General features: G+C 40.9%; 11 protein-coding genes and 1 other RNA gene. 5 read left to right on the top strand and 7 right to left on the bottom strand.

Annotated elements, in window-relative coordinates:
• Positions 1-435: 435 nt before the first annotated feature.
• The 4 genes from NCI00_RS29180 (at position 436) to NCI00_RS29165 (ending at position 5,788) form a co-directional block, all read left to right on the top strand.
• Complete coding sequence (locus NCI00_RS29180; protein WP_253533476.1) at positions 436-2,091, top strand: beta-N-acetylhexosaminidase; 1,656 nt, start codon at positions 436-438, stop codon at positions 2,089-2,091.
• Between the two features lie 261 nt (positions 2,092-2,352).
• On the top strand, positions 2,353-3,660 hold the full coding sequence (locus NCI00_RS29175) for a DUF4403 family protein (protein ID WP_253533474.1): 1,308 nt from the start codon (positions 2,353-2,355) through the stop codon (positions 3,658-3,660).
• Between the two features lie 98 nt (positions 3,661-3,758).
• Positions 3,759-4,163, top strand: an RNA gene (gene rnpB / locus NCI00_RS29170) — RNase P RNA component class A.
• Between the two features lie 59 nt (positions 4,164-4,222).
• Positions 4,223-5,788: an OmpA family protein gene (locus tag NCI00_RS29165; RefSeq protein ID WP_253533472.1), complete on the top strand. Its 1,566-nt coding sequence runs from the start codon at positions 4,223-4,225 to the stop codon at positions 5,786-5,788.
• A 123-nt stretch (positions 5,789-5,911) separates the two neighbouring features.
• On the opposite strand, the gene NCI00_RS29160 is transcribed toward NCI00_RS29165, so the two are convergent.
• Positions 5,912-7,204, bottom strand: a complete 1,293-nt coding sequence (locus tag NCI00_RS29160) for an alpha/beta hydrolase family protein (RefSeq protein ID WP_253533470.1) — start codon at positions 7,202-7,204, stop codon at positions 5,912-5,914.
• Positions 7,205-7,338: 134 nt separating this feature from the next.
• Positions 7,339-8,061 (bottom strand): LytR/AlgR family response regulator transcription factor, encoded by a 723-nt coding sequence (locus NCI00_RS29155; protein ID WP_253533468.1) that lies wholly within the window; start codon positions 8,059-8,061, stop codon positions 7,339-7,341.
• Between the two features lie 891 nt (positions 8,062-8,952).
• On the opposite strand from NCI00_RS29155, the gene NCI00_RS29150 reads away from it, so the two are divergent.
• The gene (locus NCI00_RS29150) at positions 8,953-10,263 is read left to right on the top strand and encodes a sensor histidine kinase (protein WP_253533466.1); all 1,311 of its coding nucleotides are present in this window, start codon (positions 8,953-8,955) and stop codon (positions 10,261-10,263) included.
• Here NCI00_RS29150 and NCI00_RS29145 read toward each other — a convergent pair.
• From NCI00_RS29145 to NCI00_RS29125, 5 genes are all read right to left on the bottom strand, one after another.
• Positions 10,260-10,979 (bottom strand): LytR/AlgR family response regulator transcription factor, encoded by a 720-nt coding sequence (locus NCI00_RS29145; RefSeq protein ID WP_253533464.1) that lies wholly within the window; start codon positions 10,977-10,979, stop codon positions 10,260-10,262. The genes NCI00_RS29150 and NCI00_RS29145 overlap by 4 nt on opposite strands.
• 658 nt (positions 10,980-11,637) lie before the next feature.
• Complete coding sequence (locus tag NCI00_RS29140) at positions 11,638-12,177, bottom strand: helix-turn-helix domain-containing protein (protein WP_253533462.1); 540 nt, start codon at positions 12,175-12,177, stop codon at positions 11,638-11,640.
• Between the two features lie 238 nt (positions 12,178-12,415).
• Positions 12,416-14,383: a tetratricopeptide repeat-containing sensor histidine kinase gene (locus NCI00_RS29135; RefSeq protein ID WP_253533460.1), complete on the bottom strand. Its 1,968-nt coding sequence runs from the start codon at positions 14,381-14,383 to the stop codon at positions 12,416-12,418.
• A gap of 139 nt (positions 14,384-14,522) precedes the next feature.
• A complete protein-coding gene (locus NCI00_RS29130) occupies positions 14,523-16,490 on the bottom strand; it encodes a sensor histidine kinase (RefSeq protein WP_253533458.1) in 1,968 nt (655 codons plus the stop codon).
• Positions 16,490-17,179, bottom strand: a complete 690-nt coding sequence (locus NCI00_RS29125) for a LytR/AlgR family response regulator transcription factor (protein ID WP_253533456.1) — start codon at positions 17,177-17,179, stop codon at positions 16,490-16,492. Before NCI00_RS29125 ends, NCI00_RS29130 begins: the two co-directional genes overlap by 1 nt.
• Positions 17,180-17,302 lie beyond the last annotated feature (123 nt).

Genomic DNA, 17,302 nt, shown 5'->3' with positions numbered 1-17,302 from the left:
AACGCCAAAATCAAAGCGTTCAGAAGTCAGTTCAGAGGGGTAAGAAACGTAGAATTCTTCCTGTATCGGCTAACTCAGATATATGCTTAATCTAAGTTACTCCACAACTTTTGGAATTGATCCGATACAGCACCGAGTGATGCCCATACCATTGGGCGTTTTTACGGGGCAATGGAAAAAAGCTATTATTAAAGTACTAATGCTTCTGCCGAATCTTTTAATGCTCAAATCTAAGCGTTTAGAAGTCAGTTCAGAAGGGTAAGAAGTGTAGAGTTTTTCCTTTACCGACTAACTCAATTATATGCTTAATCCAAGTTCCTCCACCAGTTTTGGAATTGATTCCTGCTCCTGAGTGCAGTGTACCCAACGCCTCCGTCTAACCTAAAAGTTTGATTGATCAGTCCTTTATTCATGCCTAAACCGTTATCCCAACTTATGAAAAAGAGCTTTCAGCTTTTCGTTTTGCTGTCATTTTGGGTACTATACCCAGTTTTGGCACAAACGTCCTACCCAATTCTTCCGAAGCCGTTACAGTTAGTGCCAAAAGAAGGAACGTTTATTCTTCCCCCGAATCCAGTAATTGCCGTAGCCAGCACCGACCCCGTACTGCGCCGCCTAGCCGAAGCGCTGGCAAACAAGATTGGGAGTGTCACAGGGAAAGATACGAAGGTATTTGCGGGTAATTTTCGGGTCAAGGATGGTATCAATTTTGTCACCTCAAAGGATGATAAGCTCGGCGACGAAGGCTATTTTTTGGAAATAACGCCCAAGCGGATTATCATTACGGCCGAGCAGCCCAAAGGTTTTTTTTACGGAATTCAGTCATTGTTACAGTTGATGCCTGCTGAAATTTATGGAGTGGAGAGGGCTGATAATATCAAATGGAGCATTCCCTGCTGCCTGATTGAAGACCGACCACGGTACGCCTATCGTGGATTGATGCTTGATGCTGCGCGTTATTTTTATCCCGTCTCGTTTATCAAAAAATACATTGATTTGATTGCGTTGCACAAAATGAATACCTTTCATTGGCACCTGACCGATGACCAAGGATGGCGGATTGAAATCAAAAAATATCCCAAATTGACACAAGTCGGCGCGCAACGCCGACAAACCATGTTGGGTCATTACAGCGACCAAAAATACGATGGTAAGCCCTATGGCGGTTTTTATACCCAAGATGAAATCAGAGAGGTAGTCAAGTACGCACAGGAGCGTTTTGTGACCGTTATTCCTGAAATTGAAATGCCCGGACACGCATTGGCGGCGCTGGCGGCCTATCCAGAATATGGGAATAACCCCGACAAAATCTACCAAGTAGGCACGAAATGGGGAGTACATGAAGATGTTTTTGCCCCTAAAGAAGAGACATTTCGCTTTCTGGAAGGCATTCTGACCGAAGTGATTGACTTGTTTCCCAGCCAGTATATTCACATTGGCGGGGATGAGTGCCCCAAAAAACAGTGGGCAGAAAGTCGCTTTTGTCAGGAGTTGATTAAAAAAGAAGGCTTGAAAGACGAACATGAATTACAGAGTTATTTTATCCGCCGTATTGATAGATTCATTACCTCCAAAGGGCGTAAAATGATTGGCTGGGATGAGATTTTGGAGGGAGGGCTCTCGCCTAATGCTACCGTAATGAGCTGGCAGGGAATTGAAGGGGGTGTGGCGGCGGCCAAACAGAGCCACGATGCCATTATGACGCCAGGGAACTTTTGCTATTTAGACCATTATCAGGCCGATGCCAAAACCCAACCCATTGCCATCGGAGGGTTTACGCCCTTGGAAGAGTCGTATTTGTACGAACCTACCCCCTCCACCCTCACTCCCGATGAAGCTAAACACATTATTGGCGTTCAGGGAAATGTCTGGACCGAATATATGCCCACCTCTGAGTACGTCGAATATATGACTTTTCCGCGAGCATGTGCATTGGCAGAAGTAGGTTGGACGGCAAAAAACGGCAAGAATATCGATGATTTCAAAAAACGCTTAGATGTTCATAAGAAGCGCCTTGACCATTTAAACGTAAATTATTTCGAAGCGCCAATCAATCATAAATTTACCTATCGGTGGCCGTTGAAAAAATAGAAATAGGGTATTTTAAAGATTGAAAAGAGGACTTATAAGGTTGTTTTAATAACTTTGTGAGTCCTTCATTTACTTTGATTTATTCCCATGTTTTTAGATAAAATTGGTGTTAAACCTTTAGATTTGCGCTACACTTTTTCCTGCCCCTTCTCTTCGTTAATTTACCTTTCGGTTTTTGTTCTTTCAGTATGGGTCATGGGCTGCAAACCGCCAACTACTACCCAGCCAAAAGCACCTGCGGAGGCATATCAACATACGAACATGGAAATTCAAAGCGAAAAACATAAATCGGTTGTTCATGTACCCATCGAGTTATCGATTGCTGAGGTAACAAAACACCTGAATATACAGGTGCAGGGATTGATTTATGAAGACAACAGTTTCAGCGACGACAACCAAGATAATTTTAAGATTAAAGTTTGGAAAAGAGCGCCAATCGTGGCGGAAGCCAGAGATTCATTGCTTTATTATACCGTACCCCTGAAAATATGGGCTGAGAAGGCCTATAAAATAGCGCCGTTGGGTATTGAGATTTCGGGTAGTCAAAGTACTGAATTTCAGTTGAATATGAAATTTATGACCCGTATAGGTATAGATCCCGACTGGACAGTGAGTACCAATACCGTTTCGGCAGGCTTTGATTGGGTGACCAAACCGAGCATTAAAGTAGCGGGAATCGATATACCCATTACGGGGTTGGTAAGCCGTAAAATTTCCGAAAATCTAGGCACGATTTCAAAATCCATTGATGATAACGTACGGAAAAATTTTGTTATTAAACCTTATGTCATCCAAGCCTGGAATTTAATTCGTGAACCACGATTACTCTCCGAAGAGTACAGATCATGGCTTATAGTAACTCCGACCGATATTTTGGCTTCACCTTTCGAAATTAAAAATGGCAAAATCAGTGCCACCATCGGAATCAGGGGATTTACCCAAACCCTAATTGGGGCAAAACCAGTCATGAAGCCCGTCGTAGATGTCCCCAATCTGATTATCACCAATGACATACCTCAAGGCTTTCAAATCGGATTGATTGGAGTGGTACCTTATGAAGAGGCCTCTCGATTGGCGGCGACTCAGTTCATTGGGAAAACATTTGATTTTAAAGACGGAAAATACAAAATTGAAGTGACGGAGATTGATATTTATGGTCAAAACGATAAACTTGTCATTAAAGCAGGATTGAAGGGAAGTATAAACGGGGTTATATATCTCAAAGGTGTTCCCTATTATGATGCCACCACGCGCCTACTTTCTTTGAAGAATGTAGATTATGATTTAAGTACCCGAAATGTACTTGTTCAAACGGCCAATTGGTTGTTGCAGGGGCGGTTTGCAAAACAAATCGAACAACAATTTGTGTTTCCAATAGGCACCCAAATTGATGAAGCCCAAAAAGCTATTCGTCAACAACTTACTAACCGTAAAGTAGCCAAAGGGGTAGATTTGGGAGGGCGTTTAGACACCTTGGTTCCTGATCAAGTTTATCTTACCCCAACCTCCTTGGTAGCGTTAGTTGTTGCAAAAGGGCGCATCGAAGTTAAAATTGATGGGCTCCTGTAAGTCAAAAAATTGAATGACAGTTTATGGTTATTACGATTTTTTTCTGTTTATTTGATTTTTAAAGAGCACAACTCTTCATAGATTTGTGCCCAATAGTGAATCAGGTCCGTCTTATCGTTCCAAATTAATTTTGGGAAGGAAAGTCCGGACAGCGCAGAGTACCGTACTTCCTAACAGGAAGGCAAGTCGTTGGTGACGGCGACTTGACAGCAAGTGCAACAGAAAGCAAACCGCCAAGTTTCGAATTCGTTCGAAATTGGGTAAGGGCGAAAGGGTGGGGTAAGAGCCCACCGCTCGGTTGGTGACAAGCGAGGCATGGTAAACCTTACGGGCTGAAAGACCAAATAAGTGCCGATTTTGGAGTTACTCGCTCCAATCCTCCTCAAAGGGGTATCGGCATGGGTAGGTTGATAGATTCGGACGGCGACGTCAGAACCAGATAAATGATAAGAGTCCCGATGAAAATCGGGAAACAGAATCCGGCTTATAAGACTTGATACACTATTATTTAAGAAAATGTTAGTATTACCTTTTTGTAGTAAATAACAATCATTCATTGCCCATGAAAAAAGTCAACTTTCTGTCCACTCTATTAATTGTATCGTTTGCATTGACGAAAATTAATGCTCAGGCCCCCGCACCCAAACGCGCAGGCTATGAAGGTCCTAATAAATTGAACACATGGGCACTTACCATCACCCCCGCCCTGACTCAATTTTACGGTGATTTACGTCAGCACGACTTTAAACTGGGGCCAGAAGAACATCTAACGGGTGGTTTAGGCCTGGCGTTACACAAACAGGTATCTCCTATTTTCGGCGCAAGTCTTAACTTCTGGACTGGAAACTTGAATGGCTCCAAACAGCGAATTTACAATGCTCACTTTGAGTCGAAAGGTTTTTTGCAGACATCAATCAACGCTCATGCCAATCTCAAGCCTATTTTGTTTGGGTACGATAAACTCAAACGTTGGAAATGGGATGTCTACGTAGGTTATGGATACATGTGGTTCAACTCCAAAGTGTACCGCTTGGGAACCAACAACGGCACGCTCCTCATTAGCAGTAACACGAATAGAAGCTCGAAAACGGCGGGTGAATGGGAGAGAGATGGGTCTACCTATACGCGTGAAATTGTTGTTCCTATCGGTTCGGCTATTCATTTTGAAGTTTCTCCACGTATTGATATTGGTTTAGATTTTACTTTGAACCATGTCAATTCCGAAAAATTGGACGTTACGTATGGTGGTGGAGGTGCTGACCAATATCCAAGACAAGATATTTGGTTGTTTAGAAAAGGAGATTCAAAACAGGATAAATGGGGGAGTGTCGGATTGGCAATTACCTACAAAATGGGCAAGAGTGCAGTAATGGCCAAGAAAGATGCAAAAGGAAACTGGGTTCATGATCCTGCCAAAGGACGTTATCATTTGCGTTACACCAACCCATTGGCATTGATTCCGCCGCCGTATAATCCTACGATGAAAGAAGCTGACTCAATTGCTAAAGCCAATATGCCCAAGCCCGTTGATCCGCGTTTATTTACAGACTCAGATGGTGATGGTGTTGCTGACCTTTTCGACAAAGAACCAAGTACTCCTGCCAACAGCATTGTTTCAGGTGGTGGGGTAGCAATGGACCTTGATAAGTACATCAAAGATATTATTGCCCGTAATTTGCCGAAAGAAGAATGTGAAGCCATGTTTGGTAATATCGAGTTTGATACCGACAAGGCGATTGTAAAAGATCCTTCGCAGCAGATTCTTCGCCAGGTGATTGACTTACTCAATCTTCGTCCAAATTGCCGGGCGATTATCGTAGGCCATACCGACGCTCGCGCTTCTGATAACTATAACGTACAACTTTCGAAACGCCGGGTAGAAGCCGCCAAACGTTACTTGATTCGTAACGGTTTGCAGGATCCAAGCCGTATCACGCTTGAATATTACGGAGAGCTTCGTCCGCTTGCCGATAACAAATCAGTAGAAGGAATGAGCCGTAACCGTCGTGTAGAAATCAGAATTTTACCGATGAACGACTTGCGCTCAACTTATCCTGCAGGTTTCCGTACGGGTAAAAAGAAAGAGCAAGAGGCAACTAAGCCAGCTCGCGAAAAACGTCAGAGATAAGAAATTCGAAATATAATTGATACAAAAAGGGTCATTTTGCTTAGCAAAATGACCCTTTTTGTAAATGTTGGGTTTCTGTTGTAAAGAAAAATAAAACCTCCTGTTTTTTAGGAGTCGGGCAGTTTAAGGTTTGGCATGTCTTAATTCCAAGCCAACTGATGTACGAGGTTTAAATCCCGTCCATGTTGCTTCATTAGAATTCTCTTTTAACTCTAAATACTTTTTATAGTCTAAGCCTTTGAGTTGTACGCCTAAAAACGCCGTTACAAAATGCTGATTGATATTATTGATACGACGTTCGTTCCAAGCAGGTTCAGCATATCGCAAATATTCATCAAGGGGGAGGCCTGGCGTGATAGATTCGGTTGGTGGAGGGTTAGGGGCTACATTGTGACGGGCATTGATGTAGGTTAGCATATAACGGTCGGCGTTGATTGCTCCGTCGTAGATGGCCTTGATTCCTTTCTCATATCCTGAAATATCATCTTGACTACCTGCTACAAAAAATGTAGGGACGGTAAGCCCTTTTAATCCTTCAGCATCCCAAACGCCCCGCTCCATTCCCCAAGGCGCAAAAGCGACAACTGCCTTGATCCTCGGGTCAAGGGAAGCCGAGAAGGCGGCATTTCCTGACATCCTTTTTTCTAAGGCCTTGCTACCGCCTGTCATTTGGCCAAAAAACTTTACGGCTTGGGCACTGTAACCCGCACCAGCGGCATTGAGTGCCCCATAACCACCCATTGAATAGCCAATCAAAGCCGTATTGTTAGCGTTTACCAATCCAGACAAAAAAGTTTTACTTTCTTTATTCCCCAATCGGGCCATTTCATTGAGAACAAACAAATCATCGAGCGAACGGTTGAGTAATGTGCTGGCAAAACTTGCTGCATCGCTAAAGGTAGATTCTGTATGGTCAATGGCCACGACAATATAGCCTTTGGAAGCTAAGTTTTCGGTCAGGTAGGTGAGTAAATACCGAGAGCCTAAGTAGCCGTGAGATACAATTAAGAGAGGGTAGGGCCCGTCGGTCTTGTCGGCTTGGGCATTGCGTAAAGCCCGCCCCATAAATTTGAATGGGATTAATGGCCTTTTGGGATCATTACTAGAGCCAAGTACCTGGTCGTATTCTACGAGTTGTTGTTTATCTGACGGAATGACGGCAGGATACCAAATTTCTACGGTTAAAGGACGATTATAGAGGGAGTCTTTCCCGTTTTTTGAATGGAGTACATCCAACTGATTATTGTTGACCAATTTCAGGGTTTGAACCCCAATGTTGTACTTTCCCCTCACTGCGAGTTCAGGGGCATCAGGAAGCAAATCACCGTTTATAAAGTTTGTTTGGGCGTATGTGCTACCAACCAGAAAACACTGGGCAACGACCAATAGAGAGAGTAAAAAGGTTTTTTTTTTCATAAAAGGTTATTTGGATAAGGAAAATATAAATAAATGGACAAACGATATGGAGAACTGGACCCCGATGAATAATGGAGCTAATGGATAGTCAGAAACAAGGGTTAGAAGTGAAAATCAAACTAAAGAGTAAGTTTTTACTCACTGAGTAACCCACTGCTTTTTAGTTTTTGCGTTACTTTATCTTTGTAAGACATCCCGATGGGAAGAAAGTAGGTGCTGACTCTCAGCTCATTGGAAGAAATACGATTGATATGATTCATGTTTACGATAAACGAGCGATGGATTCGTATAAATGGCTCCTGAGGCAATACCTCTTCAATGTTTGACAGCATTTGGTTTACCACTACCGTACCCTCTGGGGTGACAATTTTAACGTATACGCCGTAAGCTTCAATGTACAGAATGTCGCTATAATTAAATCGAACCGTTGAACGGCCTGTTGGAAGGAAAACATAGTTTTTAACGGGTGTTTTCTCCGCAATAACTTGTTGACTTGGTATTTTTTTAGTGGCGCGTTGGATAGATTTTAAGAGACGGGTGTAAGAAAAAGGTTTAGTAAGAAAATCAATAACATCAAAATCAAAGCAGTCCACCGCTAATTCTACGTGTGAAGAAGTAACAACGACTGGCGCATGGGCTGGAAATAGTTTCAATAACTCTAACCCAGACAGATCAGGAAGTTCAATGTCTAAAAAAATTAGATCGGCCGTTTTTCTATTCAGATATTCAAATGCTTCGGTAACTGTTCCACACACAACAGCGTCTTCAAACATATTGGTTTTAGTGAGGAGATAGACTAAGCTTTTTTGAGCAAGTGGGTCATCTTCTACAATTAAAGGGACAAGTTTATGTTCCATATCGTTGAATAAATATGTATATATTAATAGTATGCTTGAAAAATAATCAGAAAATAGTGTCTCAAAAAAGAATAGATGCGTTAATATAGCAAAGCTTTTTAACTTTAAGCTGCCTTATTTTACTCATTTATATATTTAATTGTATGTTTTACATAAAAAAAGGTCTCGTTCGTTAGTATTTCATGAATGGTAAAAATACCCAATGTATTTTTGTACCAACACTTTACCTTACTTATACTTCCTCAAATTATTATCAAACTTCTTAGTGAATTCAAAACAAAACGTGCCAAGTAAATTACGGCATTGTTTAATGAATCCAAGATATATTTTGGTTTTTCGAATAATAATCTTTAATTAGAGGCTAAATTTTATTTAGAAAATATACGCACGTAGCATCCCAATCTGAAAATGCTGTTAAAAGACATATTCAGAAAAATCCTTGAAGAGGTCTAATAAGTGGTTGTTATCAAAAAAACATAATACATCTTTAGTAACCCTCATATAATGAACCTTTTTGAGCGATTAGTTCGTGTTTTAGTAGGATGCCTGTTGGTGATTTGTTTAATCATCGTTTCTCCTCTTCTTTTTCCCTACTTGGTTGTTAGTCAACCTTTCTCTCTGCCAAAGTTTAACTAAGTTTTTGAGTTATGCTTTTGTACGTTTATTTCACCAAAAATGAACGTACCCATAACATCCTAACACGAATCTTGGGATGGTTGTTTGTGCTTTTTTAAAAGTTTTTTCTTTTTCAGTGGTTTTGAGAAGATAGCACAATTTCATTCTTTAAGGGCCTCATCTTGTGACTAAGTTGAGTATAAAGCGTCGAATAGAACATTTATTGACGTATATATCCCTATGGGTTACATTGGGCGTCGGAAAAAGAGTATAGTTATGAAAAATTTGTCTTGGAAAAACCTATGTACTACAGGGGTACACCCTAGCTTATCGCCATTGGATGAACAGCGTATTCTTTTGTGTAATGTGCTTAATATCTGCTGTTTAGTGTTACAGATTATTCTTTCTTTGATGGATTTTTTTTGGGGAGATGGGGCCATTACGGTTATTTTAATGGTTGTTTTTGCCATTATAAATTTACCACTTTATTTAATGCTTAAAGCATACCATTACCGAGTTGGTTTTGTTTACATATTTGCGGTTACCCACTTCATTTTAATAGCAGTTGCCGTATATAATCAGAATTTGGGCAAAATCGATGATTTGCAAATCGTTGTAGTGGGGCTATCTGCCATGGGCATGGTGCTTTTTGATAGGTATCTTCAAGCAGTGGCAATTGTGTTTAATGTAGCAGTTTATTGGGTTATTGTGTTGGTTATCAAAGATATATCTCGGGGTTGGACCTATGGCAATTACTATTCAGTAATTGTAAATTTTACAGTTTGTTATTTTTTTATCTGTGTTTGCGTCTATTTTAATAAGTCAATTTTTAGACAATTTCAGGCGTTGTTAATCAAGAGAAATGAGCAACTATCTCAGCAGACGGTTGATTTGCAGGAAATAAATCAGTACAAAGACCAGTTATTTGCCGTAATCAGCCATGACCTTCGCGCTCCTCTGTATCATTTGCAGTCAACCATTAGACGACTCAATGAAGGTGACCTCACTGTAGAGCAATCTAAGCAGATTATTAATGAAATAGATTTTAAAACTAAAGATGTAGGCCTGCTGCTGAGTAATTTATTGAATTGGGCAAATTTGCAGCTGAGCGGATACAAAAGTGTTGTTGTTGAGATACCCATCAGGGAAGTGGTGGAAGAAGCTATTCTTTTTCAAAAGGAGGAAATAAATGCTAAACAGATGCAGGTGCTCAATAAAGTGCCTACCAGAACCTTAGGATGGGGTGATGAAAATCATTTGCAGTTGATTTTGAGGAATTTATTGAGTAATGCAGTTAAGTTTTCCTTCCCTGCAAGCAAAATTATCATTGAAGCTGAAGAAAAATCTGATAAAACGGTCATTTCGATTCAGGATACGGGTATTGGGATTGGAGCAGAGGAGTTAGAAAGGGTCCTAACTGGCGCTTCCCGTTCAAGTATACTCGGTACAAATGGAGAAAAAGGTAACGGAATGGGACTTTGGATAAGCCAGGAATTTGTTCGTAAAAACGGGGGAGAATTATGGGCAACTAGCCTTGAAGGAGAAGGCAGTACCTTTTATTTTACGGTCCCTAACCGAAAAGTTTAATCAATTATCCTATTATTTTTCAGTGTTTGACGTACCTTATCTTTGTGTGACAAGCCAATCGGAATTTGAAAACTACCAATCCACAGGTCATTGGGTTCGATTCTTTTGAGATGTTCAAGATTAATTAAGAAAGAACGGTGCACTCTCAAAAAAGAGGTGGGCGGAAGGTCCTTTTCTATGCTTGACAACATTTGGTTGACTACTGAAACCCCCGATTTTGTTATTACTTTTACATAAATGCCGTAGGCTTCGATGTATAAAATATCATTTAACTCAAACCGCTCCGAGGCACGCCCAGTTTGTAAAAAGATATGTTTTTTTGATGACGCATCTTCCCCTGAGGTATGGCTGGAGGGCTGTTTTTGGATTGCACGATGAATACCCCGCAACAATCTGGTATAAGAGTAAGGTTTACTTAAGAAATCAGCCACGTCAAACTCAAAACAATCAATGGCTAGTTCGACATGGGAAGACGTAATGATGACGGGTGGTGGGCTTTCAATGAGCCTTAATAGTTCTAACCCTGAAAAATCGCGTAACTCAAGGTCTAAAAAAAGGATGTCTACTGTTTGACCGACGAGATGGCTGTAGGATTCCATTACTGAGGCAAAAACAGTGGGTTTCTCAAACATATTTGTTCTACCTAAAAAAAGAGTCAATTCTGCCTCCGCAACAGGGTCATCCTCAACAATAAGAGCAGCGAATTTATTCTTCATTAGATAGGTTAATTTTCTAAGTAAAAAAGGCACTCATCAAAAATAAACAGCTTTTATTGATTTTCAGGCATCCATTCAAATTTTCATAGCTTTCATATAAAAAAAAACACGATTCATTATATACGAACAGATTAATATGAGTTTTAACATATATTTGTAAAAAAAGAATGGTCAATTAAAACACATTCTTAAAAATAATTGTTAATACATATATTCTCGGTTTCACTTTACCAAAACAAAATAATTAAGTAGTTACTTTCGCTGAGATGGAGAGATAGAGGAGATGCTAAAGCGACCAAAAGTGTGACTTACCGTAAATAAACGACGATTCTTTCCTTAGTAGTACCGAACAAAATTCCTCATGCGTCGATAGCATAGAGTCATTTTTCGGATATAAAAATTTTTCATAACGTTGAGTATAGTAGTACAGGCACAGTGATATACACTGTGCTTTGTCTTTTTTAGGGCGTTCTATGTTTCTCTCCAAAGCATAACCAAGTCTGGCGACCATCTTATTTTAGAAAATTTCCTACCTATCGTTTGGTTTCTGTTGTGTATACTGCGTAGTCGTACACCTATAAACCTAGTTTGGCGTACCCTATAATAATGATTCACGTCAACAGCGCCCAAAAACAACCTGCTCTTGCCAAGGCACTTCTTATTTCTTTACACTGTGACTCATCTGATACTTTTTTGGCGTAATTCCGAAATGTTTGTGGAACATCTTCGTGAATTTGATAATTGATTTTTCGCCATAACCCACCTGTATAGCTACCTCCGTTGATTTATAACCACGAAGCAATAGTTCGGAGGCATATTTCATTCTTTGCTCTAAATAATACTGGTAGAATGGCTTACCATAATAAGTGATAAACTTTGTTTTAAAGGCGTGGGGAGTTAATTTTACCCACGAAGCCATCTCTTCAATGCTTAAAGAATTTCCTTTTTTTAAGCTGTCGACAATAAATTGAGGTATGCTTTCCCAAAGTTCAGTTTGCTCATCTTTTACTACTTCGGGAAGCTTCTTCAATGGGAAGTGAGGGGAGAATGCGGGTTCTTCTTTGGAAGGAAAAGAAAAGTTTGCCCGAAAAGGAATCGAATGGCTAATGAGCATATCAAGTACTTGTTTGACAAAAGCCGGGTCAATCGTGATTATTACCTCCTCAGTAGGTGGTAAGGAAGTAGGGAAAGTGGTCATATGGTTGAACTATTTTATTGTAAAGGTTTGATTTAAAATCTCTACAATATATAGTTACAAGTGGCCAGCCAAAAAATGACTAATTGGGTCTTATACCATCAACGTACAGAAAAATGGATTGAAATGTCAAATGAATACATCAAAGTACGAATGACTAAATAGCTAAAAATTGCAGATAAACCGTGCTTTGAGTGGTAAATGTTTGATGAGAGGGCTCCCTAAATTATCCATGAAGTCGTTAATCTTTTAGAAAAAGGAGCCGAACTTCTGCGCCCTCTCCCTGCACGGTGGCAATCTCCAAAGCTCCGTTATTCAATTCCATTAGTTCTTTTACTAACTTCAATCCCCATCCCGTGCCTTTTTTGGAGATATCTTTTTGACTTTGCTCAAAACCCATACCGGTGTCTTTCACAACAAACGCGATGCGTTGCGGCATTACTTCTTCTGCGTGAAAAGAAATCATCCCTCCCTGTGGCGTAAACTTAATGGCGTTCTGAATTACATTTCGCAGAATAATGCGCAGGTGATTGGAATCAGCCATGATTGTTAGCTCATTAGTGAGGCAGTTTTGAAGGGTAATTTTACTTACTTCGATGCTCTCTTCGAGCATTTCGAGTACTTCCATCAAAACATCATTTAGAACAGCCTTTTGATACTGGAATTGAAAGGTATCCTTTTGATTATGCGACCAGTAGAGTAAATTGTCGACCGTAAGCAACAGCGTGTGGAGCCGTGGGAGCTGTTTTTGAATAGCGCTGCTGAACTCGGCTACGGAGATTTGTTTTTGATTTGCCAACCGACGCAGGTTGATTTTGGTACTCACAATAGGGGTACGCAAATCATGGCCAATGATTGAAAACAAACGATCTTTGGTTTGATTGAGGGCTTCCAGTTTGCGTTTTTGTTGGTTAATCTTCTTGGCTTGTAAGCTGATTACTATCACTACTCCCGACAGTAGGCTGATAATAACCATTGCTACCCAGATCTTACGTTGATTTCTCTCCGCTTCGCGTTGGTTTTCGAGGCGTTTGAGTTGGAGTTGTTGTCTGAAATCCCGCTCTTTTTGTTCGCTCGCAAGGCGTTCCTCTATAGAAATTAGGTCAAAACTTCCATAGATAGCTCTGAGGCTGTCTTTGAGACTCATAATACGTTTATTGAGGGCGAGCGCCCTCGGGAATTGTTTGTGGTATTCGGCTATTATTTGTTCTCCTTCGAGTAGGCCCAGTTCGGTGGTTGGGATTAGTTTATCGGGTGGTATTATTTGCTGAGCGAATCTGCGTGCTTTTTGGATGGCTTTTGCGGCTTTGCTATAGTGTAGCTGATGCAGATGAATGCTGGCTAGGTTGGTATAGAGCCCTACGCGGTCCTTTTTGTCTCCATAAGCTTCGTCACCTTGCTTTAGTTGGGCGGCGAGTTGGGTAGCCAAGTCCCAATAACCCCGTTTCACACAATCGTCGAGCATTGATCTTAAAATGGTAAAATGAATAGCTGGAAAGTCTTTTTTACCTTCAATGTGTATGAGCTCCTGATAGTATTCTTGAGCTTTTTCAACGTTTTTTTTGTACAGGCTTAAGCTAAATAAAAAATAGAGATTGATCAGACGGTCGGCGGGAGCCTTATTTTTCTGCGAAATAGAAACCAACTTTTCATAATAATAATACCGCAACGAGTCATTACCGTAGCGCTCATAGAGAAGAGCCAAGAGGCTATAGGTACCGTCGATATGGTAGGAGGTATTATACTGAGACGAAAAACGTAAATTTTCGTAGAGTTGTCGAATCGCCGCCACTTGGTTGGCCTTCGTCATAGAATGGGTCAGCCTGTCAGTATAGGCCACACCTAAATTATAACCACTGCCCTCAATATCTTCTTTGACACCACGCTTCCAAGCCCATTGTTGGGCCCGTTTATACATAGTTATTGCCTTATCAAACTCTTTTCTAAGTCTAAAATAATGTCCCCAATAATTATACAAAGAAGTGTGATAGGTAATGATGTTCCATTTTTTGGATAACTGAAAGCCCTGCTTTACACAATACAGTGAACTATCGCCCTCCTCTCTAAGAAAGTACTTGTGGGCTTGCGCAATGTACTCGGAAATACGTGCCGTATCTTGGCGAAATTCTACGGATGACTGTTGCGCCCACATCTTTTCTGACCCCAGGAGCAGATGCCACAGCAGTAGTAAAAAAACCAGTTTTTTCATCTCTATCCCCAAAAAGTAAATTCTCCGTTTTAGCAAAAAATGATTGGTTTCGGATAAAAATCAATAGTTTTTCTAAGAAATTACTTGAAAAAACACCATTTCAAGCAAAATATAAACCAACTTGGTGTAAATGAAGTCGTTAATCTTTTAGAAAAAGGAGCCGAACTTCTGCGCCCTCTCCCTGCACGGTGGCAATCTCCAAAGCTCCGTTATTCAATTCCATTAGTTCTTTTACTAACTTCAATCCCAATCCCGTGCCTTTTTTGGAGATATCTTTTTGACTTTGCTCAAAACCCATACCAGTGTCTTTCACAACAAACGCGATGCGTTGCGGCATTACTTCTTCTGCGTGAAAAGAAATCATCCCTCCCTGTGGCGTAAACTTAATGGCGTTCTGAATCACATTTCGCAGAATAATGCGCAGGTGATTGGAATCAGCCATGATTGTTAGCTCATTAGTGAGGCAGTTTTGAAGGGTAATTTTGCTTACTTCGATGCTCTCTTCGAGCATTTCGAGTACTTCCATCAAAACATCATTTAGAACAGCCTTTTGATACTGGAATTGAAAGGTATCCTTTTGATTATGCGACCAGTAGAGTAAATTGTCGACCGTAAGCAACAGCGTGTGGAGCCGTGGGAGCTGTTTTTGAATAGCGCTGCTGAACTCGGCTACGGAGATTTGTTTTTGATTTGCCAACCGACGCAGGTTGATTTTGGTACTCACAATAGGGGTACGCAAATCATGGCCAATGATTGAAAACAAACGATCTTTGGTTTGATTGAGGGCTTCCAGTTTGCGTTTTTGTTGGTTAATCTTCTTGGCTTGTAAGCTGATTACTATCACTACTCCCGACAGTAGGCTGATAATAACCATTGCTACCCAGATCTTACGTTGATTTCTCTCCGCTTCGCGTTGGTTTTCGAGGCGTTTGAGTTGGAGTTGTTGTCTGAAATCCCGCTCTTTTTGTTCGCTCGCAAGGCGTTCCTCTATAGAAATTAGGTCAAAACTTCCGTAGGTAGCTCTGAGGCTGTCTTTGAGACTCATAATACGTTTATTGAGGGCGATAGCCCGCGGGAATTGTTTGTGGTATTCGGCTATTATTTGTTCTCCTTCGAGTAGGTCCAGTTCGGTGGTTGGGATTAGTTTATCGGGTGGTATTATTTGCTGAGCGAATCTGCGTGCTTTTTGGATGGCTTTTGCGGCTTTGCTATAGTGTAGCTGATGCAGATGAATCTTGGCTCGGTTGGCATAGAGCCTTGCCAGATCACCTTTGTCTCCATAAGCTTCGTCACCTTGCTTTAGTTGGGCGGCGAGTTGGGTGGCCAAGTCCCAGTACCCCAACTTCACACAGTCATTAAGCATAAGCCCTAAAGTATAGATATAAACAAGCGGAAAGTCTTTTTTACCTTCAATGTTGATGACCTTCTGGTAGTATTCTTGAGCTTTTTCAACGTTTTTTCGGTAGAGGTTTAAACTAAATACATAATAATGATCGAGCAGGCTGTCTATGGGAGTATTTCCGCTCTTTGAAACAGACAACAACTTATCGTAGTAATAATACCGCAACGAGTCATTACCATTTCGCTCATAGGCAAGGGCCAACAGGCCATAGTTTCCGTAAAGATGGTAGGAGGTACCATACTGAGACGAAAAACGTAAGTTTTCATAAAGCTGCCGAATCAAAGCCGTTTGATTGGCCTTGTTAAGGGTGATATTTAACTTCCCAAAATAAGCCATTGCTATTATGTAACCATTGTGTGCAATTTCTCTTTTGTCACCGTGTTTCCAAGCCCACTGGCGGGCTTTTTTGTAGAAAACCAATGCTTTGTCAAATTTTTTTTGGTTTCGGTAGTAATGCCCCCAATAGCGGAATAAAACGGAATGATAGGTAGTGATGTTCCATTTTTTGGATAAATGAAAGCCCTGCTGTACTTGATACAGTAAACTATCGGCCGACCTTCTAAGGAAGTACTTGTGGGCTTGCGCAATGTACCCAGAAATGCGCGCCGTATCCTGTCGAAATTCTACGGATGAATGTTGCGCCCACAACTTTTCTGACCCCAGGATCAGATGCCACAGCAGTAATAGCCAAACCAGCTTTTTCATCACTCCGCTGGTTTGGCGTTTAAGATTTGGGATAGCTTACCTCGGTACTGCACCCCCAGCGAAAAACGCTGTTTGTCTATCCAGAGGTGGCGGTTATCAAACGACGTAATGCGGGTCAGGTTGTAAATAAAAGATTTATGGAGACGTACTAAGTTGGTATTTGACAGTTTTTTCTCTATATCCGATATGTTGATATTGGCAAGGGTTACCTCAGATTTTGTGTGGATTTTGCAATAGATTCCATCTGCTTCTATGTACAGGATATCGTCTATGTTGAATTGCTGCATCTTGTGCCCTACTTTCAAAAACAATGCTTTGGGGAGCATGGGTGAAATCTCCTGGGTGGCTCGCTGTACCGCGCGTGTCAGGCGGATGAGGGTTACGGGCTTTTCTATAAAGTCAACCACAGTGTCTATGTCGAAGCATTCTAAGGCAAAAGAAGGGTGGGCTGTCACTACGATGGTGGGAGGAAGGCTAAGGCTTTTGAGCAGCTCAATACCCGTGATTTCGGGCATATGCATGTCCAAAAATAGCAAATCGTAGTGAGTTTGCAGAAGTTCTTTCATGCCCTCCTGTGGGCTTTGTGTTACTTTGATGTGAGACAGCGCCTGAATTTGTGATAGATATTCTACAAGGTATTCGGCATGTTCAGTATCGTCGTCAATTACAAGTACAGATAGGTTATTCATAGTAGGGAGTGGACTAATCTTTTGTTAAATGGTATTATTTAAGGTCAAATTAAAACAGAAAAAGGCCTTTTTACCCCAGGGAAAATTATCTGTTTTTGGTAAAAAGTGATTGAATTAGGATAA

This window comes from Runella salmonicolor, assembly GCF_024158025.1.
Classification (GTDB): domain Bacteria; phylum Bacteroidota; class Bacteroidia; order Cytophagales; family Spirosomataceae; genus Runella; species Runella salmonicolor.
This window is presented reverse-complemented; position numbering and strand designations above follow the sequence as displayed.

What these genes read in the sequence shown, in the direction of transcription:
- NCI00_RS29175 (WP_253533474.1), top strand. Translation starts at nt 2,353, where the DNA reads ATGGAAATTCAAAGCGAAAAACATAAATCGGTTGTTCATGTACCCATC.
- NCI00_RS29125 (WP_253533456.1), bottom strand. Translation starts at nt 17,179, where the DNA reads ATGAATAACCTATCTGTACTTGTAATTGACGACGATACTGAACATGCC.
- NCI00_RS29165 (WP_253533472.1), top strand. Translation starts at nt 4,223, where the DNA reads ATGAAAAAAGTCAACTTTCTGTCCACTCTATTAATTGTATCGTTTGCA.
- NCI00_RS29145 (WP_253533464.1), bottom strand. Translation starts at nt 10,979, where the DNA reads ATGAAGAATAAATTCGCTGCTCTTATTGTTGAGGATGACCCTGTTGCG.
- NCI00_RS29180 (WP_253533476.1), top strand. Translation starts at nt 436, where the DNA reads ATGAAAAAGAGCTTTCAGCTTTTCGTTTTGCTGTCATTTTGGGTACTA.
- NCI00_RS29160 (WP_253533470.1), bottom strand. Translation starts at nt 7,204, where the DNA reads ATGAAAAAAAAAACCTTTTTACTCTCTCTATTGGTCGTTGCCCAGTGT.
- NCI00_RS29135 (WP_253533460.1), bottom strand. Translation starts at nt 14,383, where the DNA reads ATGAAAAAACTGGTTTTTTTACTACTGCTGTGGCATCTGCTCCTGGGG.
- NCI00_RS29150 (WP_253533466.1), top strand. Translation starts at nt 8,953, where the DNA reads ATGAAAAATTTGTCTTGGAAAAACCTATGTACTACAGGGGTACACCCT.
- NCI00_RS29140 (WP_253533462.1), bottom strand. Translation starts at nt 12,177, where the DNA reads ATGACCACTTTCCCTACTTCCTTACCACCTACTGAGGAGGTAATAATC.
- NCI00_RS29155 (WP_253533468.1), bottom strand. Translation starts at nt 8,061, where the DNA reads ATGGAACATAAACTTGTCCCTTTAATTGTAGAAGATGACCCACTTGCT.
- NCI00_RS29130 (WP_253533458.1), bottom strand. Translation starts at nt 16,490, where the DNA reads ATGAAAAAGCTGGTTTGGCTATTACTGCTGTGGCATCTGATCCTGGGG.